Origin of the sequence: Vibrio sp. VB16 (assembly GCF_015594925.2) — a bacterium.
Lineage (GTDB): Bacteria > Pseudomonadota > Gammaproteobacteria > Enterobacterales > Vibrionaceae > Vibrio.
The window spans coordinates 1,217,100-1,239,752 of the sequence record NZ_CP087591.1; the positions used below are offsets into that span (position 1 = coordinate 1,217,100).

At 40.9% G+C, this 22,653-nt stretch carries 19 protein-coding genes; 13 read left to right on the forward strand and 6 right to left on the reverse strand.

All coding sequences use genetic code 11. The features are described from left to right. Positions 1 to 86 precede the first annotated feature (86 nt). Entirely contained in the window at positions 87 to 968 is an 882-nt protein-coding gene (locus tag IUZ65_RS21895) for a LysR family transcriptional regulator (protein ID WP_195706125.1), read from the reverse strand. Between the two features lie 178 nt (positions 969 to 1,146). Here IUZ65_RS21895 and IUZ65_RS21900 point away from each other — a divergent pair, with 178 nt between their 5' ends. The 7 genes from IUZ65_RS21900 to IUZ65_RS21930 all read left to right on the forward strand — a co-directional run bounded on the left by IUZ65_RS21900 (position 1,147) and on the right by IUZ65_RS21930 (position 8,893). Next, the gene (locus IUZ65_RS21900) at positions 1,147 to 1,899 is read left to right on the forward strand and encodes an outer membrane lipoprotein-sorting protein (RefSeq protein ID WP_195706126.1); all 753 of its coding nucleotides are present in this window, start codon (positions 1,147 to 1,149) and stop codon (positions 1,897 to 1,899) included. Positions 1,900 to 1,950: 51 nt separating this feature from the next. Further along, on the forward strand, positions 1,951 to 3,180 hold the full coding sequence (locus IUZ65_RS21905; protein WP_195706127.1) for an ABC transporter permease: 1,230 nt from the start codon (positions 1,951 to 1,953) through the stop codon (positions 3,178 to 3,180). Beyond that, positions 3,170 to 4,405, forward strand: a complete 1,236-nt coding sequence (locus IUZ65_RS21910) for an ABC transporter permease (protein WP_195706128.1) — start codon at positions 3,170 to 3,172, stop codon at positions 4,403 to 4,405. The genes IUZ65_RS21905 and IUZ65_RS21910 overlap by 11 nt, the downstream gene beginning before the upstream one ends. 19 nt (positions 4,406 to 4,424) lie before the next feature. Continuing rightward, a complete protein-coding gene (locus IUZ65_RS21915; RefSeq protein ID WP_195706129.1) occupies positions 4,425 to 5,135 on the forward strand; it encodes an ABC transporter ATP-binding protein in 711 nt (236 codons plus the stop codon). Then, positions 5,135 to 6,313 carry a hypothetical protein gene (locus tag IUZ65_RS21920; protein ID WP_195706130.1) on the forward strand — a complete coding sequence of 393 codons (1,179 nt, stop codon included), beginning with the start codon at positions 5,135 to 5,137 and terminating at the stop codon, positions 6,311 to 6,313. Before IUZ65_RS21915 ends, IUZ65_RS21920 begins: the two co-directional genes overlap by 1 nt. A gap of 460 nt (positions 6,314 to 6,773) precedes the next feature. Then, complete coding sequence (locus IUZ65_RS21925; protein WP_195706131.1) at positions 6,774 to 8,159, forward strand: alpha-amylase family protein; 1,386 nt, start codon at positions 6,774 to 6,776, stop codon at positions 8,157 to 8,159. Between the two features lie 113 nt (positions 8,160 to 8,272). Beyond that, positions 8,273 to 8,893 carry a LysE family translocator gene (locus IUZ65_RS21930; protein ID WP_195706132.1) on the forward strand — a complete coding sequence of 207 codons (621 nt, stop codon included), beginning with the start codon at positions 8,273 to 8,275 and terminating at the stop codon, positions 8,891 to 8,893. An 80-nt stretch (positions 8,894 to 8,973) separates the two neighbouring features. On the opposite strand, the gene IUZ65_RS21935 is transcribed toward IUZ65_RS21930, so the two are convergent. Next, positions 8,974 to 9,441 (reverse strand): YhcH/YjgK/YiaL family protein, encoded by a 468-nt coding sequence (locus IUZ65_RS21935; protein ID WP_195706133.1) that lies wholly within the window; start codon positions 9,439 to 9,441, stop codon positions 8,974 to 8,976. A 502-nt stretch (positions 9,442 to 9,943) separates the two neighbouring features. On the opposite strand from IUZ65_RS21935, the gene IUZ65_RS21940 reads away from it, so the two are divergent. From IUZ65_RS21940 to IUZ65_RS21950, 3 genes are all read left to right on the forward strand, one after another. Further along, on the forward strand, positions 9,944 to 10,390 hold the full coding sequence (locus tag IUZ65_RS21940; protein ID WP_195706134.1) for a hypothetical protein: 447 nt from the start codon (positions 9,944 to 9,946) through the stop codon (positions 10,388 to 10,390). A gap of 112 nt (positions 10,391 to 10,502) precedes the next feature. Then, positions 10,503 to 12,488 carry a peptidase U32 family protein gene (locus IUZ65_RS21945; protein WP_195706135.1) on the forward strand — a complete coding sequence of 662 codons (1,986 nt, stop codon included), beginning with the start codon at positions 10,503 to 10,505 and terminating at the stop codon, positions 12,486 to 12,488. A 517-nt stretch (positions 12,489 to 13,005) separates the two neighbouring features. Further along, on the forward strand, positions 13,006 to 14,616 hold the full coding sequence (locus IUZ65_RS21950; protein WP_195706136.1) for a putative bifunctional diguanylate cyclase/phosphodiesterase: 1,611 nt from the start codon (positions 13,006 to 13,008) through the stop codon (positions 14,614 to 14,616). 180 nt (positions 14,617 to 14,796) lie between these two features. On the opposite strand, the gene IUZ65_RS21955 is transcribed toward IUZ65_RS21950, so the two are convergent. Then, a complete protein-coding gene (locus tag IUZ65_RS21955; RefSeq protein ID WP_229638279.1) occupies positions 14,797 to 15,927 on the reverse strand; it encodes a site-2 protease family protein in 1,131 nt (376 codons plus the stop codon). Between the two features lie 429 nt (positions 15,928 to 16,356). Between IUZ65_RS21955 and IUZ65_RS21960 the strand changes: the two genes are divergently transcribed. Next, positions 16,357 to 17,208: a putative porin gene (locus tag IUZ65_RS21960; protein ID WP_195706137.1), complete on the forward strand. Its 852-nt coding sequence runs from the start codon at positions 16,357 to 16,359 to the stop codon at positions 17,206 to 17,208. 124 nt (positions 17,209 to 17,332) lie between these two features. On the opposite strand, the gene IUZ65_RS21965 is transcribed toward IUZ65_RS21960, so the two are convergent. Further along, the gene (locus tag IUZ65_RS21965) at positions 17,333 to 17,956 is read right to left on the reverse strand and encodes a DsbA family protein (RefSeq protein ID WP_195706138.1); all 624 of its coding nucleotides are present in this window, start codon (positions 17,954 to 17,956) and stop codon (positions 17,333 to 17,335) included. Positions 17,957 to 18,144: 188 nt separating this feature from the next. Between IUZ65_RS21965 and IUZ65_RS21970 the strand changes: the two genes are divergently transcribed. Continuing rightward, positions 18,145 to 18,834, forward strand: coding sequence for a haloacid dehalogenase type II (locus IUZ65_RS21970; protein ID WP_195706139.1), 690 nt, complete (start codon positions 18,145 to 18,147; stop codon positions 18,832 to 18,834). A gap of 12 nt (positions 18,835 to 18,846) precedes the next feature. Here IUZ65_RS21970 and nrtS read toward each other — a convergent pair whose 3' ends face one another. Together nrtS and IUZ65_RS21980 are read right to left on the reverse strand one after the other, a co-directional pair. After that, positions 18,847 to 19,095 carry a nitrate/nitrite transporter NrtS gene (gene nrtS / locus IUZ65_RS21975; protein ID WP_195706140.1) on the reverse strand — a complete coding sequence of 83 codons (249 nt, stop codon included), beginning with the start codon at positions 19,093 to 19,095 and terminating at the stop codon, positions 18,847 to 18,849. Between the two features lie 41 nt (positions 19,096 to 19,136). Continuing rightward, positions 19,137 to 20,762 (reverse strand): PAS domain-containing hybrid sensor histidine kinase/response regulator, encoded by a 1,626-nt coding sequence (locus tag IUZ65_RS21980; protein ID WP_195706141.1) that lies wholly within the window; start codon positions 20,760 to 20,762, stop codon positions 19,137 to 19,139. A gap of 379 nt (positions 20,763 to 21,141) precedes the next feature. On the opposite strand from IUZ65_RS21980, the gene glpK reads away from it, so the two are divergent. Next, entirely contained in the window at positions 21,142 to 22,650 is a 1,509-nt protein-coding gene (gene glpK, locus IUZ65_RS21985) for a glycerol kinase GlpK (RefSeq protein WP_195706142.1), read from the forward strand. Positions 22,651 to 22,653: the final 3 nt, after the last annotated feature.

Below are 22,653 nucleotides of genomic sequence, written 5' to 3' on the forward strand. Positions count from 1 at the left end.
AACATTTAATTCGAAATGTTTATTAATGCACCATATTGAAGCGAACTAAAAACGGGGGTGCACCAAGACAACGCAGAAACCGATTATCATGTGCTACAAAATGACGCTTGTATGGTCTTTATGAACCAGTCGTATCGGGCTGGCAGGGACCGATATCGCTTCTGTACAAGATACAGGGATTCCTTAATTTCTGTTGTTAGGGGCAAAATAGTAATTTGGTCTAAATCTGGAAACGCATTCACTGCACTGGATGGAAGCAAGGTAAAACCTAACCCTTTTGCGACTGGATAAAGTATTTGGCTTAGCTGATTAATATAGCCAGAATGTTGGATGTTATTTAGCTCATGCTCTTGATTATAAGCGGACAAAAACTGAAGCAAGTAATGTTCGCAATCTGGGTGATTGATAATGCCTAATGATTTCAGGTCGTTTAGATTCCAGTCTTGAGAATCAAACCCTTTTGGGACCACTAAGCACAGTTTCTCTTCACCAATTAACTGGTATTCAAGTTGAGGAGAGGGGATTTTTTGTGTCACGATACCCAGATCAATCTTGCGGTTTAATAACTCATCGACGATGCGATAATTTGGTGCAGATTCTAACGAGATGAATAAGGATGGGTGTTCTATTTGCCGGTCGAGAAAAACCGCCTGAAACTGCATACATAAAGAACCAGACATCGAAAATAGACAACTGCCAATATAAGGCGAGTCAACTTTAATGGCTTCCATCAGTGCGTTTTCATGTTGTTGCAGTGTTAATGCGTATTGATAAACCTTCTGCCCCGCGTCTGTGAGTTCAAACTGTTTGCCTGTTTTTTCGATCAGTGGGGCATTTAATTGTACTTCCAGTTTTTTAATATGCTGACTTACACCGGGTTGAGTCATGAACAGTTTTTCAGCCGTTTTGGTAAAATGACCGACTTCAACCAAGGTGATAAATGTATTTAACCACTGCGCGTTGAGCATAAAGACGAACCCTAAATTAATAACAATATATTATTAAAATAAGAGTAAATGATAAATTTTGATTAATCTAGTTCCGTTTCTTTATTTTGACCATCATACCGTATTGCTTAGGACGTCTAATAAATAGCCATGAACAACTGCTATATTATCTTTAGGTATTTGATAACTGGGTGAAAGCATGCGCATTAATTCAATATTTTTCTTTGTTATTTTCTCTTTCTTTTCTGGTTCAGCATTGGCTGAATCCGCTTTTGATATTGTCGATAAATCAGACAAGCAGATGCGTGGCGACTCTAGTTATACCGTAGCAACAATGAACATTATTCGACCGGATTGGACTCGTAGTATGAGCATGAAAAGTTGGACAAAAGGAAAAGATCTTTCTTTGGTTTTAGTAACCGCACCTGCGAAGGACAAGGGCAGTACCTCCCTTAAACGTCAACGTGAGATGTGGAATTGGATCCCTAGTATTGAACGAATAATTAAAATCGCCCCTTCTATGCTAAGTCAATCCTGGATGGGCTCCGACTTTACCAATGACGATCTTATCAACCAATCATCCATTGTGGTGGACTATGATCACGTGTTTATCCAAGAAGAATGGTTTGATGGAGAATTGACTTATGTCATCGACGCTGTTGCCAAGCCAGACGCGCCTGTCGTGTGGAATAAGGTACGCCTTTGGATTTCAAAAGAGACGTATCTGCAACGTAAGGTCGCTTTTTATGATGAATTTGATGAACTCGTTAATCTAATGCAAACCTATGATGTTAAAGCGCTAGGTGGTCGAATGATTGCAACGCGTATGGAGATGATCCCGACAGAAAAAGAAGGTCACAAAACAGAAATGATTACCCACGAAGCGCAATTTGATTTTGAAATTGGTGATGATTTTTTCTCGCAAAGCCAGATGAAATCCTTACGTGATTAACGTGAGATGGAAGCGTAGCTTAGTAAAGCAGAGCAATAAAGAGAGACGAGCATGTTAGTAAAGTTAGCGTGGCGTAACCTATGGAGGCAGAAACGGCGCACGTTTTTGACGGCTTCCGCACTCGCATTGGCGTTGTTCCTTTCTCTTTTGGTAAGAACGCTACAAGAAGGCACCTATCAAGCAAATATTGAAAATTCAGCTCGTTTCTATACAGGTCTCATTCAAGTGCAACACCCTGATTACGCGGATAGCTTAAGTATTGATGATGTTATCGCGACAACTGGAGAGGTAATTGTTCCAATAGAGTCTCACTCGAACATCAACGTCATGTTGCCGCGTATTGAGTCATTTGCGCTTGCGGCTTCGGCGGAAAAGTCGAAAGGGGTTGTCGTGATGGGTGTCGATCCTGAGAAAGAAAATAACTACTCAAAGATCAGCGAGAAAGTGATTCTAGGTGAATATCTAACGGCTGATGACAAACAGGTTCTTGTTGGTGAAGGATTGGCGAAATTCTTTAACCTGTCTGTTGGTGATGAGCTGGTTTTGTATGGTCAAGGGTATCGTGGTCAAACAGCCGCAGAGCTGTATCGGATTAAAGGGCTCATTCGCTTCCCATTACCGCAACTCGATAATCAACTGGTGTATCTACCACTTAAACTGGCACAAACCTTATACAGCGCAGATGGTCTTGTCACTTCGTGGGTATTGCACACCAAGGATATCACTCAGTTAGATCAAACCGTTTCGCAATTGAAAGCCAGCTATGGTGATAAATACAATGTCAGAGACTGGGAAGATTTAGCGCCAGAATTGTCTCAGCAGATCGCAATGGACAAAGCCGGTGGGATTTTTCTGATTTACATACTTTATGGTGTGGTTGGCTTTGGTTTATTTGCGACTATTTTGATGATGACTTTAGAACGCCAAAGAGAATTTGGTGTTATGTTGGCGACCGGAATGTTGAGATCTCGTTTGTTGCAACTGATCGCTATTGAGTCTGTATTCATCGCGGTTATTGGTGTGATGTTGGGGCTGCTCTGTTCGTTTCCTGTTTTAACCTATCTTTATTTCAATCCTATTGAGATCACCGGCGAGTCGGCACAGCTCATGCGTGACTCTGGGTTCGAACCGATAATGCCAGTGCTTCTAGCGCCTTACCTGTTTATTAATCAGGTCTTCTCCGTGCTGACAATCTTAGCGCTTAGTCTTATTTATCCTATGCTCCGAATCTTAAAGTTAGAACTGCTCAGCGCATTAAAAGGTGGTGCTCATGCTCATTAAGTTAGCTTGGCGTAACCTTTGGCGAAATAAACTTCGGACCGGAATTATGCTCGGCGCCATGATCTTTGGTTTGATGGGTGTGGTGACCATGATGGGTTTTATGTCCGGAATGGTTGATAACATGGTTCACAATGCGATTACATGGCAAACCAGCCATGTTCAAGTTCAGAATCGGAACTATATTGAGAACCCCGATATTACGGACCTCATCGATAAACCGAATGTTGTTTTTGACTATCTTAGTCGAAATCCAGATGTTTTGGCGTGGTCTGGTCGATTTTTGGTCGATGGCATGATTGGGTCGGCAAGAAGCACTCGAGGCGTCAGAATTATTGGTGTGAATATGGATTCAGAAAGCCGAGTTACGCCAATTCTCAGCAGCATAACGCAGGGTGAAAGCCTTGCTCTTGAAGGCAGAAACCCGGTTTTAGTTTCGCAAAAAATAGCCGGAAGACTCAAGCTAAGAATTGGGTCCAAAGTAGTTCTGACATTTACGGATGGGCTAGGGGAAGTTACAGGCTCGGCTTTCAGAGTGCGAGGTTTGTTTAAAACACCCTCGACCACGTTTGATGACAATAACGTCTATGTGCGAAAAAAAGATGTAGAAAATATTGCCCACCTTACTGGGGTCCACGAGATAGCGATCCTAATGAAAGATGAAATAAACACGCAAAAAGAGGGCGCTTTATCCGAATTTACTGCCCAATTACGCGCACTCAGTTCTGAGAAAAACAGGGTTCGTGATTGGACCAAAGTTCAGCCTATGCTGGCGTCTATGATCGCGACGATGGGGATCAGTAACGTCATAATGCTTGCAATTTTTGTCATCGCGATGGGCTTCGGTATTGTCAATATCATGCTGATGTCAGTATTTGAACGCACCCAAGAGTTTGGTGTTTTGATGGCGGTTGGCATGCAAAAACATAAGATTTTTCTCTTGATTATGCTTGAAACGATTTGGCTAGGTATTTGTGGCGCTGCACTCGGCCTTTTGGCAAGCATGACGATGATTCAAGTCCTGCAGTTTACAGGTTTACCTTTGGGGGAAATGGCGGAAGGCCTCGGGGCGTATGGCGTGGATACGGTACTTTATCCGAGAGTGTCTGCCTATGAGTATGAGGTGATTTTCTTTACCGTGGTCTTCTCAAGTATTATTGCGGCACTTTACCCGGCTCGGCAGATATTAAAGCAGCGGCCTGTCGAAGCCATGTCAGAGAAGCATTGATTTTCCCATAGAGGTGGATATGACGATTCAAATAAAAGGTTTGTGTAAGACCTACAATCAAGATACGGATTTTCCGGTCTATGCTGTGCAAAACCTCGACCTTTCAATTGAACAGGGAGAGTTTGTTGCCGTCATGGGGCCGTCAGGTTCGGGTAAAACCACGTTACTGAACATGCTAGGTGGAATTGACACACCTACTTCAGGTGAAGTTAACATTGACGGTTGTAATATATGTACTCTCAAAGAGAAGCAATTGATCGCGTTTCGTAGAGATAATATTGGCTTTATTTTTCAAGATTACAGCTTACTCCCTGTGCTTACCGCGGTAGAGAATGTGGAATTCGTTATGCAGTTACAGGGCCAAAGCAATGAAGCGTGTTTGACTCGCGCAAAGGCGCTGCTTACTCAAGTTGGGCTAGAGGACCAATTGAATAAGGTACCGAGTAAATTATCGGGTGGTCAGCAACAACGTGTGGCCGTAGCACGTGCGCTTGCCCCTAGGCCGAGGTTTGTTATGGCAGATGAACCGACGGCAAACTTGGATGCGAAAAGTACCGCTGAATTGCTCGATATTATGCAGCAACTAAATGAAAAGGAAGGGACCACATTTATCTTCTCTACCCATGATCCAAGAGTCATTAAACGCGCTAAGCGAGTGATAGTGTTTGAAGATGGCCAGCTAAAGCAAGACAAGTGGAACACCACTGAAACGCAAGATGAATCAGCATAATGTTTAAATTCCGTTGCCGTCTCTTAGCCGTGGCATTAGCGTTTTCAAGTTTTGCCGAAGCCGATATTCCAGGTTTACAACCCGAAAAGGCGTGGGACCTGAATGGTTATGTTAAATACATGGGTACTGCAACCTTGCCAGATGTAGGCGATAACCTATTTGACAACCTTGTTCATCAGCGTTTTAATTTCGAATACCGATTGAATTCAAATCTGCGTTTTAACGCAGGAATGAGAAATCGATTTATCTGGGGTGATTCGGCCGAGAACCCTTACTACTCTGACTACATCGGATTGGATTCGGGGTATGTCGACCTGTCAAAAAACTGGGCCGAAGGTGAGAGATATGTTGGAAATAGTCAGCTAGATCGACTCTATGTTGACTGGAAAAATAACAATTGGCAGGTTACTGGGGGACGATTTCGGATTAACTGGGCGATGACGACCGTGTGGAACCCTAACGATGTATTTAATTCTTATTCGATTTATGATTTTGACTACGAAGAAAGGCCGGGTACGGATGCACTTTCGCTAAGTCGAAAACTAGGCTTCGCAAGTCGTTTTGACCTTATTTATAGTCCAGATGAAGAACATCACCTTAACAGCTATGCTGTGCGCTATCTATTTAACGTTGAGCAGTGGGATATTCAATTAATAGGTGGAAAGGCAAGGTTAGATAACTTCATAGGCGCGGGTGTGGCCGGGGATATTAGAGGTGGAGGGTTAAGGGCAGAGGTGAGTTACTTTGACCCAACGCGGGATAGTTGGCAAGACGTCGATCAAGTCAGCACACTGGTGTCCAGTATCGAGATGGATTACAGCTTCGGTGGACAAGGTCACTGGGCCGTTAAAGGTTCGATTATGCACAACTCGAATCCGCAAGACCCCATTAATGCTAACACCTTTCTTAGTTTGCCTTTAACGGCAAAAACCCTGAGTTTTACAGAGTTGACCAGTTATCTGGACGCAAGCGTTGAGGTGTCAGCTTTAAGCCGAGTTACGTTATCGACTATTTACTACCAAGATGGTTCTTATTTCTTGGGGTTGTCCAATAACTATTCCCTTGCGAATAACTGGCAGTTACTCGGTGTTGTGCAATATTTCGATGGGGATAAAGATAGCTTGTTCTCCCAATCTTCCAGCACCTTATTGTTTGCGCAAATCAAATGGAGTTTTTAGTGCTGCGTCGCGCCAATATGGTGAATAAAGCACCAAAATGAATATATAAGACGGCCAAAACTTCCTGTGTTATAAAAAATTCACATTTTACCCTGTGCTTGTGTGTGGCATTTATGCGTGAGATTCTGTTCACCACAGATTGTTATGCATAAATTGTAAATATTTTAACGTATTGATATATAGTAAATTTATATATATTTTAATGATAATGTTGCATGTTGTGTCGTATTATTTTTTGCAGAAACGGTTTATTCAACATTCTACGCCCCCATCGCTCCCCCTAAAATACTTCATAAAAGGGTGATTTACTTCTCATGTTGGTATCTATAATGCACTCAATTCTACAGTATCAGGTTGATGTCTTTTTGATGTCACCTAGTTGTTCTAAGTAGCTTGCTTTCTTCCTATCGGAAATGTGTCCGATGATTTTCTCAGCAAGCTCGTATAGAAGGAAAATGAAATGACTAACTATTTCTCGGACAAACAACGATCGCTTTTTGATAAAACGGATGTGATCCTCCATGCGTTTGATTGGCAATATGCCTATGTTGCAGAAAACGCAAAAGAGATCAGTGAATTAGGTTATAAAACGGTCCTCGTCTCACCTCCAATGAAATCGGCGATTCGTGATGACGGCACCGAGTGGTGGCAGCGTTATCAACCACAAGACTACCGGATTATCGATAACCAGCTTGGCAATACCAAAGATTTTGCCGCCATGGTCCAGAGGTTAAATGATTTTGGTCTCCGTGTTTATGCCGACGTAGTATTCAATCATATGGCGAATGAAGCCTACCTGCGTTCTGATCTTGATTATCCGAATGAGTTCGATATGCAGCGTTATCGTACCGAGTGGCAAGAGGTTCAAAAACTAAGATTGTTTGGAGACCTAAGCCAACCTTTGTTTACGGAGGATGATTTTGTTGAAGCCTTTGGTATTGAAGATTGGAAAGACAAGTGGGAGGTTCAAAACGGTCGCATCACGGGTGGTCATGAAGACCCGGGGTTACCCACTTTACGACATAATGACAATGTAGTGACAAAGCAGCAGGCCTATCTAAAAGCATTAAAAGAGATGGGTGTAACGGGTTTCCGTATTGATGCCGCAAAACACATGACATTGGAGCACTTACGCAAGGTGTGGACAGATGACATCATGAAAGATGTACACATTTTCGGTGAAATCATTACTGATGGTGGCGCCACAAAAGAAGAGTATGAGATCTTTTTGCAGCCATACTTGGAAAGCACCAAGCTAGGTGCCTATGATTTTCCACTATTTAATACGGTTTTTGAGGCATTTCAAGCCAAAGGTGATATGACATCTTTAATCAATCCATATACGTTTGGTCAAGCGTTATCTAATACTCGTGCCATCACGTTTGCTATCACCCACGACATTCCAAATAATGATGTGTTTAGTCGGCTTGTGATGGAAGAAACGAATGAATGGTTAGCCTATTGCTATATTCTTGGTCGAGATGGTGGTGTACCACTTGTTTATACGGATTTAGATACCAGTGGAATAATAAACAAACGTGGTCAACCTCGCTGGATGAACGCGTGGAAAGATCCAAGAATGGCAAAAATGATCCGTTTCCATAACTTTGCACACGGTGAACCGATGAAGCGAATGCTTGGGGATGAGGATTTTCTTATTTTCTCCCGAGGAGAAACCGGCCTTGTTGTCATCAATAAATCTGACCATAGAATCGAGATAAGTATGGACTGGCAAAAAGACATGCTTGATCTACTCAGCGATTCAAAATTAAAAGTGGATGAGGGGGAGTTTAATTTCACTCTTGAACCACAAAGTTGCATGATGATGGTCGCGGCAGATTTATAATATGTTGAGCCAATACTGTACTTATTGAGTACAATAATTAAGTGTATCTTTTTCTAAAAAGTCGCGTTATTTTAATGGGCTGCAAGTAAATAAATAGCGGAAAGGATATCGCGATGAATTGGGCTCTTTTGAGTGTCTTTATACCTACGTTTTTCTTTGTATCGATTACCCCGGGTATGTGCATGACGTTAGCACTAGGTTTGGGGATGAGTGTTGGGTATAAGCGCGCATTGTGGATGATGGCTGGTGAAGTGGTTGGCGTTGCGCTCGTTGCTGTCGCGGCTGTTTTAGGTATTGCCGCGGTGATGCTGAATTATCCATGGTTGTTTATCGCTTTCAAAACGATTGGTGCATCTTACTTGTTTTATTTGGGTATTCAGATGTGGCTATCAAAAGGTAAGCTCGCATTAAGTGGTGATGCCACCGAAATGCCTGTTGGAAGAAACTGGGATCTTGTCGTTCAAGGTTTTGTTACCGCCATTGCTAACCCGAAAGGGTGGGCATTTATGGTTTCGCTTCTTCCTCCTTTTATCGACAATAGCAAGCCACTCACCACTCAATTGATTCTATTAGTATCTATCATTATGGTGTCGGAATTTGTCTGTATGACGCTTTACGCAACCGGCGGGAAAGGGCTTAAACGTGTGCTAGGGCACTCTAAGAACGTACGGTTTATGAATCGAATCTCTGGTACCTTGATGATGGGTGTTGGCGTGTGGTTATTTGTGAGTTAATGGGGATAAATGAACGTTGAACTTTTTGTCTCAAAATTCTAACCCCATTATAAACAATCCTGGCCATGATAGCGTTTTGCTTATAACAGGACTTTTTTGTTTATTTTGACGACCATTTTCTTAATCGCTTTGGGCGTATCGACGCAAATCATTGGCCTGTGAGGTTGATTAGGGTAAAAAATAATAAAATCGCCAGAGGTAAGATCGACATATTTTTCATCGATAATATTATCGACAAAAGCGATATCGTTGCTATCAAGTTGATTATCGGTAACGGTTTCATACCCTTTGTAGCTGTATCCAAATCTCTCTTCTCCATCGAGTAAAATCTGAATATCCATGAAATCGTTATGAATTTCAGATCGTCTCATGTCAAGTGTTTCGGTGTTCACTTCTGCGGTAAAAAGGAAAACATTCTCTTGCAGGTAGTGCTTACCGTCTGGCAGTTCATTGCGTTGAATCATCTCGGCGATCGTATTGAGGATATCTTTTACAATAGGGTGCAATTGTGAAGAAAGGGCAAGGTTATCTAGATTACCAATGTGCATATTAACGTCTCATTAATGAATTCACTATTGTGATCATATCAGGATTATAAGGTAGCACAAAAGGCATTGGCGCTGTTTATCAAGGGTAGTGAGTCACGGAATGCTAATAAATCAACCTTCGTTAAACTATAGAGTATAGACAACGCACTCACAATGCATTACAATGTATATACAAAATAGAAAGAGGAGATATAAGAATGAAACCAGTTATGATCAATAATGAATCTCTAGGTTTTATCGAGCGCATTTGTCTGTTTTCATTGGCCGTTGTTGTTTCGGTACTCGCGCTAGTGTAAGTCGTATATAAAGTATTCGCTCATAAGAATAACAAGAACCCCATTAACTGATTCAGTTGATGGGGTTTGTCTTTTGTATAAGGTTAAATACTCGTTACCTAATGGGACCGGCATCGTCCTTCCCGATACGCATAGTAAAATGGATGAAAATACCCTAAAATCTTGCTTTGCTTACGAATGATAATTAAACCTGTGGAATTGAATTGATGAAAAAATGGCTACTCCTATTCGTACTATCCTTTAATGCCACTGCAACCTGCCAAGTTGATGATACGGGTGTCAGCAACGTGATAGTTAATGATATGTTGGGATTTATAGCGAAGAAAGAGTCGATTATGACCCGAGTTCTAAAAAAAGAGGGCTATAAAGACTACGACGAGTATGCACTCAATAATCCTTATTCAGATGTACTGAGACAACTAACGTTGTTGAACGAAGATGATAAAGAAGTATTGGAAGATGTTCACTTGAGTCAGTCGTTAGATGACCTAAAAAAGGTCATTCGCAGTTGTACGGAAAAAGATCTGAAACGACAATTGCAGTTTCTGATGGATGATCATTACACTCAATATCGTGAAGCGATGCAGGGTAAAAATAAGCGAGTAGAAGAATCTTTATCCTTGATATTAAAAGATATTAATAATAATTATTAATAAGTGCTGATGGCATAACGAACCTGATCAGCATTTATCTTAAAATTTCACAAGAAATCTTGCTTGTAGCACAGTAGAATACCGCTTCTAAAAGTGTGAAGTGAGTAGAATCGTGGATAAAAGTCAATTTGAGTTGTTAGCGCCGGGTGGCGATTTAGAGTCAATTAAAGCGGCGATTGTTGCTGGTGCTGATGCTGTCTATTGTGGCCTAGATAGGTTTAATGCCCGCAATAGAGCTGAGAATCTGAGTTTAGAGAACCTTAATGATGTTATTGAGGTTGCGCATCAACGCGATTGTAAGATATTCCTCACGCTTAACATTATTATTTTAGAGAATGAAATTCCTGCGATAACCCGTTTGTTGAAGCAACTTGTCAGTACTAAAGTAGACGGTGTTATTGTCCAGGACATTGGTCTGGCCTACATCCTCAAACATCACTTCCCAGAGCTAGATGTCCATGCGTCCACTCAACTCAACACCCACAACGAAGGGCAGATTCTGTTTATGAATAAACTTGGCGTTAGCCGAGTGAATTTATCCAGAGAGTTGAATATCAAAGAGATAAAACGACTCGCTCAGTTTGGACTTGAGCACGATGTGTTAATGGAAGTATTTGTCCATGGTTCGTATTGCATCGGCTTTTCGGGCTTGTGTTATATGAGCTCTGCCAAAAATGGAGCGTCGGGAAACAGAGGCCGTTGTAGTCAACCTTGTCGAGATCAATACCAAACGACGGAAGTGGGTAGTGACTATCCGCTTAATATGAAAGACAACTCGGCTTTTGGTGATTTGAAAGAGCTAGCAGATGCCGGTGTTTATTCACTAAAAGTAGAGGGACGGATTAAGAAAGCGCATTATGTGTATACCGTCGTTGATAACTGGCGCAAACAGATTGATGCGTATTGCGATGGGCAAGATCTTCTAACGGACACTTCTGATCTTTATACTGTGTTTAATCGCGATTTTTCAGATGGTTATCTGCAAGGTGAAATCAGCAATAAAATGTACATTAACCATCCGCGCGATAACGCTTCAAGGCACTTTGTTAAAATATACGGTGTAACAGCAGAAGAGGATGTAAAAAAAGTACAACAAGATCTGTTCGATAAGAAAACAGATATCATGCGTATGGTGGAAGAAAAGACAAAAAATCTGTTGTCCGAACCTACACCATCACATGTAATAAGCTTAAAAGCTGGTGGCGTTGATACGATCCCCAAATTGGTGGCACATACACCGAAAGCTGAAGACGCACGCCTGTCGGTACTAATATCAAATCAAGCCGATATTGAAAAGGTGCAAGGTGGCAACACCAACCTCTATTTTGAGATACCCAATGCACTGGCCTATTCGCTCAAAGAATTGCTGGATGTGTTTCACTCGAATGAAGCCTTGATTCCATGGTTTCCTGCTATTCTTATCGACAAAGACTATGATGCGGCTGTTGAGTTTTTAGATGAAGTTAAGCCGGCTCTGATTGTTACCAACAATATGGGGATTGGCTATTTAGCCGCTGAGAAAGGAATAGCATGGATCGCTGGGCCACAATTCAATATTGTTAATTCGTATGCCCTTAAGTGCCTAAAAGAAGAGTTTAATTGTAGTGGTGCGTTTATCTCAAACGAGATAACGAGAATTCAGATGAGACGAATAGTTCGTCCTGAAGGGTTTCAGCTTCTGCACAGTATTTATCACCCCAACGGCTTGTTAACCAGTCGCCAATGTCTGTTCCAGCAGACCAGCGGTTGTAAGAAAATGAAGATTAACAAGGGATGCTTGCCGCGTTGCAATAAGCATACGTCTATCATCAATTTCAATGAATCGTCTTATATCATCGATAAACAAAAAGGGAACCATAACACCCTTTATGGTCATCATCATTTCTACAATCCAAATGTTGTTCATGACTTGCCTGAGTTGTTTACTGGTTTTATGGTTGATCTGCGCGATATAGAGACGATGACAAAAACAAAGGCAGATAAAGAGGAATTGGTTACCATGTTTACTAACCTGGTTCTTCATAAAGAGAATTCGCAACAGGCACTAGAAAGTAATCTCGTCGGTACGGTCAACAACCAGTACATTAAGGGTTTATAGAATTTTTTTTGTGAACGACGTTGTTAAGTTCCTATGTTGAAGGTGTTTGTTGAATGAAGCGCCAAGATGGGCGCTTTTCAACGCACATTTAGATAATCTACGAGAATAATAAAGAACAGCTATCTACCCATTGATTGTCACACTCCAATAGAAGCATCCTCCCGACACGCTGTAAATATAACCTGCTGGCGCTGCTTGATACCTTTATACGTGTCCGTCGCACAGAATTCCGGAAACAGAACCAGACTAAACGAATGTTTAATCAGAAAAGTAGGTAGGCAACGTTCGGTTTGTCAGTCAGTAATGGTCATTTATAGATTATGAATAGATTATTAATGGATTTATAATAGAGTGATCTTCTCCCCAATATTGATCTTTATTATAATTAAATATAGAATCACGAATTATTTTAATAGCTCATAATTTTTCTGCGTCACATGGATGTTTTGTGTGGATATTAGGTTTTTAGCGCTAACGTGTAAAAAGTTTATAGCTTGTGTCTGTAACAGGGAACAGAATGCACAAACAAATAAAAAAACGGATCATTCAAGATTCATTCATCTCTTTCGCTGTCTTATTTTTCGCAATTGTATTGTTTGAGAACTTTGAGGTGTTTGAGAAGGTAATATTTATTCTTAAAAATCAAGAGAATAAGCAGTTAGATGAGTTGTTTCTTGTCATTCTTTTAAGCCCTGCTGTTTTGTTGTGGTTTTCCATTCGCCGTTTTAAAGATGCACTTAGTCAGGTTCAGAAAAGAATACTTGCGGAGCAAGAATTCCAGAATAAGTTAAAGTTTGATGCGTTGACGGGGTTACCCAACGGTGCTTTCTTTGAAAGCTTATTGGATGAGAAGGTGGAAAGCCTTACTGAATCCAGTGTTACCTTGGTTCTGGTGTTAGTCAATATAACTGAATACGAAAACCTCTATAATTGTTACTCCTCAGAAGAGGTCGATAATAGCCTGATAAAGTTAAGCGACCGAATCAGTGATATTTCTGGTTTGAACTGGATAATTGCCAAACCCAGTCGCAATACATTTGCACTGTTGATTGAACTGCCTGACGGTCAAAGCGTCGATGTATTGGCTCGAAATTTGTCTGAACAATTAAAATTCAGCAAACTAAATACTCGGGAACCGAACATCTATTGCAAATTAGGGCTGACTTCTCTTAGCCATACTGAAAAGGCCATTTCTTCCGTCAATATGAGCATGCAGGCGCACGAAGCGCTTTATAGGAGTAAGCATGATGATGCTGCAACCTATACAATTTATCAGAAGGCAGAAGAAGAAAGGAAACTAAGCGAATTTAAGATGAGAGAGGAGCTTAGTTTAGCGATAGATAACAATGAACTCACCCTGTATTTTCAGCCCCAAGTCGCACTGAATTCGGGGGAAGTGTTAAGTGCAGAAGCGTTGGTCAGGTGGAATCATCCTGAAAAAGGGTTCTTAACACCAGACAAATTTATCCACCTGATTGACAACCATCCTATTAGTAGTCGTTTCGGTGAGTGGGTGATTCAAACGGCACTCAATAAAATTGCAAAGCACAGTAATATTTCTATCAGTGTCAATATAACCGCTTGTCATATTGAACGAGCTAAATTTGTTGAAAGCCTAAAAAAACTGTTGGATCAATACCCAACGGTATGCCCGAGCAAATTGAAAATAGAGCTCACAGAAAGCGCGAGCATAACCGACTATAAGCAAGTAGAGCTGTCTATGAAAGAGTGCAGTGCCCTCGGTATCCAATTTTCATTAGATGATTTTGGTACCGGACATTCGGCATTGAATCAATTGAGAATTCTACCTATCTCGCAGATAAAAATTGATAGAAGTTTTATCCAAAACTTTTTAACAGACCGAACGGACTTTATGATGGTGAGTTCCATCATTGGGCTTGCAGAAAACTTTAACCTTGAAGTGGTCGCTGAAGGGATCGAAACCATGGAGCAGTTTACAACGTTAAGTGAGTTAGGTTGTCAGAAAGTGCAAGGGTATTTATTCTCTAAACCTCTGGAAACGTCGGCATTTGATGGCTGGGTGAATAACTATAATGAACTAAATCTCTTACCAGAACAGAGGCTACAGACTAAAAAAGATCGTATGAAGAGCAGGGGCAGAGCATGATCTTCACGTGGGGCTATCATCAGAGCCTATTGTGATCTGATGCGGGTTCGTCAGAATGGTAAATGAGCATGCAAAGGCCTGACGTGTGTCAGACCGAACAGCATATTGTTGGTGGGAGTCTCGTTCGTTCAATCGCGATGACAAACGAGACGAAATAGAATCGCCAGATCTAAGGCTGCTTTAGCTTTGCAGAATCTTTAATGGCAATCCAAGCATGTCATTGCCACTGCCCGCTAAATACCAAATAATACCGATTAGACAGGCCACGGTAATAAAGTACCAACACGCTGAAAAAACTTGTCCAGATCTATCTAATGGTAATAAGTGGCTAACGTGGCGGGCTTTCCATTCGAAAACAATTTCAACGCTGCCAATTAATAACATAAGCCCGAGTAAGGTCAGATTTAACGTATAGCTCAAATATACGCCAAACGCAGCACCTGCAATACACAATGATAACCCGACAATAGAGTTCATAGAAAAGCTGATACTTTTTAAAATATGACCCCCGTCAAGCGGCAAAATAGGCAACAGATTAAAGAGATTCAGCAGTGCATTGAAGGCTGCAAGACCCGCAAAAAAATCCAAATCGGTTACCCAGTAAGCAATAAGAGAGAGTATCGACATCAACAGGCCAAAAGTTGGCCCCATGATTGAGATGACCACATCTTGCCAGCGGGTGTTAATACGTTCATCACTTAAGGCAAGTCCTCCCATGAAGGGGATAAGGTAAATGCCTTTGGTTTTCATACCAAAGTACTTCATAGCGCGAATATGACCGTATTCATGGAACACCAGGCAAGCAATAAGAGCCAAAGCAAATTGCAATGAAAATAACCATGAATATGCCGCCACACTGGCTCCAACGAGCACAACTTTGATGAGTTTGGCGCTTTTCAGTAGCTTGAAGCCTAACGAGGTGAGACCAATTACGCTGAGTTTCTTCTGTTGTTTGATGGGTGTAACAGGGGTTTGCTGTTCGATATCTTTGGTGTCACGACTACCTTGGAAAGCCAGTTCATTATTAACAAAAAGCTGATAGTTAATAGAAAATGGTTGCCACGTTAAATCCGTGACCAAGCGTACATCAATGGTTTGTATAGGTGCCGTCTCCATAGACGGATCGGTTGTTTTTGCCATGTTTGTTGGTTGTGTTTGAAGTTCAAACTGATGTTCTTTAATGCCTTGGTAGTCGACCGATGCCGGCATAACAGAAACGACATTGTTGTCCCAAAAAAGTTGCTGCCAACCAGCCATCGAACCTTCGAGACGAAGCGGTTTACCTAAACAGTCGATATTTAATAATTCCAATGTGTTCTCTTTCTCGTTCCGGTTTGCATTAGTGCAGGAAGAGTCAGGATTACGCTGCAAAAAATAAAGCGCTCATGACCCCTGCCTAAGATGATACCTGCATGAGACAGTTTATCTAGTAGTAGTTTGATTTCTTAGTGGATAGTCGATTTATGTTCCTTCCATCGAATCTATTATCTGCCCGCATCCATAGTATGGAGATATAGAAGGATGTGCCTATCACTTGTGGAGTTTGCGGAAACTGCATAGGCAATTTTTATCATGTTGTTAATATGTACTCATTATGTGACGTTATCGTAACAATTAAGCTGGCTAGGGCATGATTGACGGTCGTTTTATAAGGTTGGTATTGGTTGCTTGAAATGAATAAACATTGAATTTCAGGTAGGCACTCTGGGTTTTATAAATTATTGATATAAGAGAAAAGTAATGAAAAAAATTGCGTTTTTGATCCTCATCGCTACTGCAAATAGTAATGCAATAGCGAATACATATAACACTGAAGTTGACGCTTCATTTACTTCCAAAAACTACGAAAATAGAGACGTTCACGCTTCTTTAGTCGATGCGACTTATTATTTTGACGCGTTCAATACGGATACCGGACCATTAGCTGAGGCCACATTTTTAAATAGAAGCTCTGAGATATCAGCAAAATATGGGTTCGCGGATAAAACACTAGGTGAAAACTTTAAGACATGGGGGCTTGGTGGTCGGTATTTATTTAGAGATTATGATCTATTTGTGGGAGTAGACTACCTAGAGAAAAGCTTTGATAACATAATTCGATACGATCGAATTACGGATAGGACAAAATTTGAAATTGGATATTACACCAATGAATATTCGTTGCTTACATTCAGTTATAGCGATAGTGAATATGATGTATTATCAGGATCTAATAATAATGGATCCACCTCGAATACTGATACCTTTCTTTTAAAATACAAATACTTATTTATTTTAGAAGGTGATTCTTCAGTGAGTTTATATGGCCATTATGCTTACAGTGATCGTGATGAAAGCGATTACGAAGACTATCATACCTATTCTTTAGGTAGTGATTACTATTTCAATAAGAAACTGAGTCTTGGTTTGGATATCGCCATATTCAACTCAGATGATGGCTCTAACGATGATTCTGGGTCGAGAATTACAATAAAATCAAGTTATTATATTACGGATAGTTTTTCTGTTTACGGAAATTTATCCAATGTAGACATACAAAATAATACATCGGATGTTGATATCGTTAAAGTTGGATTCAGCACGCGTTTCTAGAATTTACAGGCACCTTCTATTGTCGATTATTTAAATTCTGATAGATGATTAGTATCAAGCAATGTACCTATTTTATAAAGATGATGGTCAATTGCTTGATATCTTAATTTTTTGCTGGTTTTCATTAATCTAAATTACAGGTTGTCATTATTTTACTAATGGTCCCTTCAGAGTGTTGATAATCTATAGGGAGTTCGACAATATTGTCATTTGATCTTACAAACAGAGACGGAAAGCTATTTCCTCCAATAGAACGAGCGAAAGCTATCTCTGACTCCAGCTCTTGATTTAATGCGTCTGATAGAAGGTCGTCTGTAAATTTATTACTGTCTAGTCCTATCTCTACAGAGAGCGAAATGAGCGTGTCGTTATCACTGGGGTTACGTGCTTCTAGATAATAGGCACTTTGAATGGCACTTAACATCGCTTTTTCGGCGCCTTGTTTCCGCGCGGCTAAGGTGGCTCGGCAAGCAGGGTAAGTCGAGCGACGTGGGGTATTGTTTTGCCAAAACTCGTAATTAAATTCTGTACCTAAGTAGTCCTCTATTTTCTTCCAGTACGAAGCCACTTGTTGCTGCATTTCTTCTGGCATTGGTACGTCGGAATCCGGTGCTAACCCTCCAACTACGTAAACGACCTCTAAATGTTCGGAAAGATGTTTTTCGATTTCCGTCCACGTGGGTTTGTATCCCCAACACCAAGAACACATAGGGTCATACACATAATAGAGTTTTACTGAAGAAGACATAGCTCAATTCCTTTTAAGATGTTGGGTAACGGTAACAAAAATTATCTAGAATGTAATTACCTTTGATTTCCGATTAACCAATTCGATAAAGTCGTACTTTTCTCTCAGATGTTAAGTTACATTTAGTCGCATGCTATTTGGAAAGCTAAATAAAATTCGAAAAATTATAGTCTCAAAAGGAGAACTCAATGCCGACGACACTTGCGTTCGATGTGTATGGAACACTTATTGATACTCATGGAGTTACATCAGTCTTAGAGAAATTTACGGGGAACAAAGCAGAGGCTTTTTCTCATACGTGGAGAAACAAACAACTTGAGTACTCATTTAGACGAGGTTTGATGCTACGTTACCAGAATTTTGCCGTATGTACCGCCAATGCGCTCGATTATAGTTGTCAGTTTCATAAAATCGAATTAATCACAGAGCAGAAAGAAGCCCTATTAGAAAGTTACAAAACATTACCATGTTTTGACGATGTTATTGCCACCTTGACGCAATTAAAACAGGATGGTTTTCGCCTGTTTGCATTTTCTAATGGGAGCCAAATAGCGATAAACCAGTTGCTTGAATCTGCGGGGATCAGTGAATTATTTCATGGTGTAGTGAGTTGTGATGATGTGCAATCCTTTAAACCGAATCCTGCGGTATATGCTCATTTTTTGCGTGAATCAGAAGCTAAAGGCAATAAAGTGTGGTTGATATCTAGCAACCCATTTGATGTCATCGGCGCGATTTCCGCTGGCATGCAGGCGACGTGGGTTAAGCGATCGGAGGAAGCGATATTTGACCCATGGGGCATTGAGCCAACGGCAACAGTGTCAAGTTTGTCCATGTTACAAGCCGTATTGCAGAGCCATCAGGTATTATTGAAGTAACCTAAATACGGGTTACTGGTTACGTTGGTTTTCTATTGTGGTTGAAACGGCCGAATAGGTTGATACAAGGTAGGGCACGCAATAGCTAAGTGCGATTTGAATTGCCCGTTGTGTATCCATGTTTCCCAACAGTAATGCCTCTCCGTGGTTGATCATCATCAGGATAGTACCGACAACAGCGGACACTTTAAGTGAACGTTTAACTATCAACGGGGAAAAGGCGGTATTGAGTATTTTTTTTGTGACTGTTTGTCCTGACATTATTATCGTTTTTCCCTAAATCGAGCTAAATAAGTGGCCGATCAGTTCGCACCTTTGATTGAGGCTATCTCAATGTTGCCATTTACGCAATTGATAAGCTCCTGTCGCTTGAGAGGTTTTAAATGGATTCCGCTGAGGTTGTAGTCGTTAGACCAATAGCGAGCGAGGTTATCCTGCACAGCATCTGCAGTGACGAAATAGGCGGGTGTATTTTTGTATTCTGCAAACTCTCGTAATAGGGTTAAGGTTTCTACACCGCTCATAATAGGCATGTGAATATCAATTAAAAAACAGTCAATGCTGGGTGGTAAACTATTCGACTTCACGGCCTTAATTAAATGTTCTCCGTCTGCAAATGCAATGACCTCAGCACCTTCACTTTGTGCCATTGATTTGAGAATTTCACGATTGAATGTCTGATCCTCTGCGATGCAAATGATTCTATTTTTTAGCAATTTACTACCGCTAGAGTCGTACATGGTGATCTTAGGGGCCTGTTGGCTTGTGCGGTAAGATTCTTCTAGATGAATGGCTGTTGCTACAAGAGTTCCGTGTCCTTCCTCTGAAAAGAATTTTATCGAGCCGCTCATCAATTGAGAAAGCTCTTTTACTATCGCCAATCCTAACCCTGTTCCTTCGAAATAGTGGTCGGAATTTCTTAGCTGGCTGAAGGCTTGATAGAGTCGTTCTCGATTCGATGTGTTTAATCCAATACCTTGATCCTTAACGATGATGGCTATCTTCTTTTTACCCTCATATCTACTGTGATTGACCGATATTCTAACTTCAATCGATTTTCCATTGGAAAACTTAACGGCATTGGAGACGAGATTCAGGATAATTTGTTTGACTCTGGTTTCGTCACCCACAAAGTGATGACGTTGACCTGGTTTTATCTTAGTGACGACTTTTATTTTGCATGCATTTGCTTTGAATTTGAGGGTGGAAATAACACTTTCTAATATCTCGAGTAGATTGAATTTTTTGTGATCTAAATGTATTTTATTTTCTTCAATTGATGAGATGTCCAAGATATCGTTGACCAGATTTAATAGGTGCTCAACAGATGTCGACATATTGTCGAGGTATTTTTTATGCATTGATGGCTCAGAATGATTAATAAGGTCAATATAACCAACAACGGCGCTAATAGGTGTACGAATCTCATGGCTCATCTTGGCTAAAAAAAGATTTTTAGCCATCGTTGCACCTAATAATTTTTGTTCTAGAATTTTTTGTTTACTGATGTCTACAGCAAGACACATAACACCAACACAAGATCCGCTGGAATCCAAAATAGGGGACTTCATCGTTAGATAGGATTTTATGTCGCCATTTGAGCATGGTACTTGCTCTTCAAAAGATATCTTTTTTTTCGTACGCATTACCTCTAAGTCTTTCGCTCTGATTGTTTTAGCGGTCTCAGGAGAAAAAGAAAAGATTTCTTTGTCTGTTTTTCCAAAAATGTTCTCTCTGTCAATCCCCGCGCTTTGTTCATAACACCTATTGGCGATAAAGTGCCTGCCTTCCGTATCCTTGGCACACATCACGGCTTCAATCTCATCAATAATATTGGAGATGAGATGGAGTTGCTCTTCATTATTAATGCTATCGGCAACCAGATTGGAGAGCATGGTGATATCTAAACAATTTTGCGAAAATAACATCTTTGGAAGGCCTTGAGTTAATAGTATTAATAGCCTCTATGTTGTTGAAATACCGGACATCCGTAAATAGCATTATTCCTCAAAAATAGTCACAACAATGTTAAATATGGGTGTTGAACGGGATCATGTTTGTTCTTTCCTTTTCGTTCGAACACTAAAACATGTTCATTCAAGTTATATAAATGTGAAGTAAAACGCATTTTCGGGCGCGTTTGGGTATTGAAGGTCTATTTTTTATAAGTAAACTGCATAAAGGTTTCGTAATGATAACTATTACACTTAAAGAGCCGGCGTCAATTTTAGCACTCATGTATATGTGTGTTTGGTGTCTGTTGTAATTTCAGTAAAAAATAAAGCACAGAAAACGAAGGTTCTTCATATGGATAACAGATATATAGTGGCAATTGACCAAGGGACCACGAGTTCACGAGCGGTTGTTTTAGATCACGACGCGAATGTTGTCAGTGTGGCTCAGCGAGAATTTACCCAGATTTACCCCCAAGCTGGATGGGTAGAACATGATCCGTTAGAAATTTATGCCACTCAAACAACAACACTTATTGAAGCGTTAATCCAGAAAGGAATTTCCACAGAGCAGATCGCCGCCATTGGTATCACGAATCAACGCGAGACAACCATTGTTTGGAATAAGGAAACGGGTAAGCCGGTATATAACGCGATTGTTTGGCAATGTCGTAGAACGGCCGCTATTTGTGAAGAATATCAACAGCATGAAGGGTTTGAGGCGTATGTGCGAGAGAATACGGGATTAGTACTCGATCCTTACTTTTCAGGTACTAAAGTGAAATGGATCCTAGATAATGTTGAAGGCGCTCGTAAACAGGCCGAGCAGGGTAAATTACTGTTTGGAACCGTTGATACCTGGCTTGTCTGGAAAATGACGCAAGGTAAGGTGCATGTTACTGATTACACCAATGCATCGAGAACCATGCTTTTCAATATTAATACCCTAGAATGGGACCGTAAAATATTGGCTGAGTTCGAGATACCATTTTCTATGATGCCAGAGGTTAAAGCCTCTTCGGAAGTTTATGGTGAAGCCAACTTGGGCGGTAAAGGTGGCACACGTATACCTATCGCGGGTATAGCGGGTGACCAACAGGCAGCATTATTTGGACAGATGTGTGTCGAAGCAGGTCAAGCGAAAAACACTTACGGAACGGGGTGCTTCCTGCTGATGAATACCGGCATAGATAAAGTGTCCTCGTCTAATGGCTTGCTAACCACATTAGCATGTGGTCCAAAAGGCGAGGTGACGTACGCACTTGAAGGCTCTGTTTTTATGGCTGGTGCTTCTATTCAATGGTTGCGTGATGAAATGAAGATGATAGCAAATGCAAAAGATTCCGAGTATTTTGCTACACAAGTAGATTCATCAAATGGTGTTTATGTTATCCCTGCGTTTACTGGTTTAGGGGCCCCATATTGGGATGCCTATGCTCGTGGAACTATCATGGGGATGACTCGAGGAACGGGTGTAAATCATATCATCAGAGCAACCTTAGAGAGTATTGCCTATCAAAGCCGTGATGTTATCGACGCGATGCAAGCTGACTCAGGTATTAAGATAACGGATTTACGCGTTGATGGCGGTGCGGTAGCGAATAGCTTTTTGATGCAGTACCAAGCCGACATTCTGAATACAAACGTTCATCGTCCAAAAGTGACCGAAGTGACGGCAATGGGTGCCGCTTACTTAGCCGGTTTAGCGGTTGGCTATTGGGATAGTATTGAAGAGGTTAAAAATAGATCTGAGATCGATAAAACCTTCAGACCTGCAGACGATGAGGATAAACGTGCGAAACGTTATAATGGTTGGAAAAGAGCAGTGAAAGCAGTACGTGCTTGGTCTGACGCGGAACATTAATTC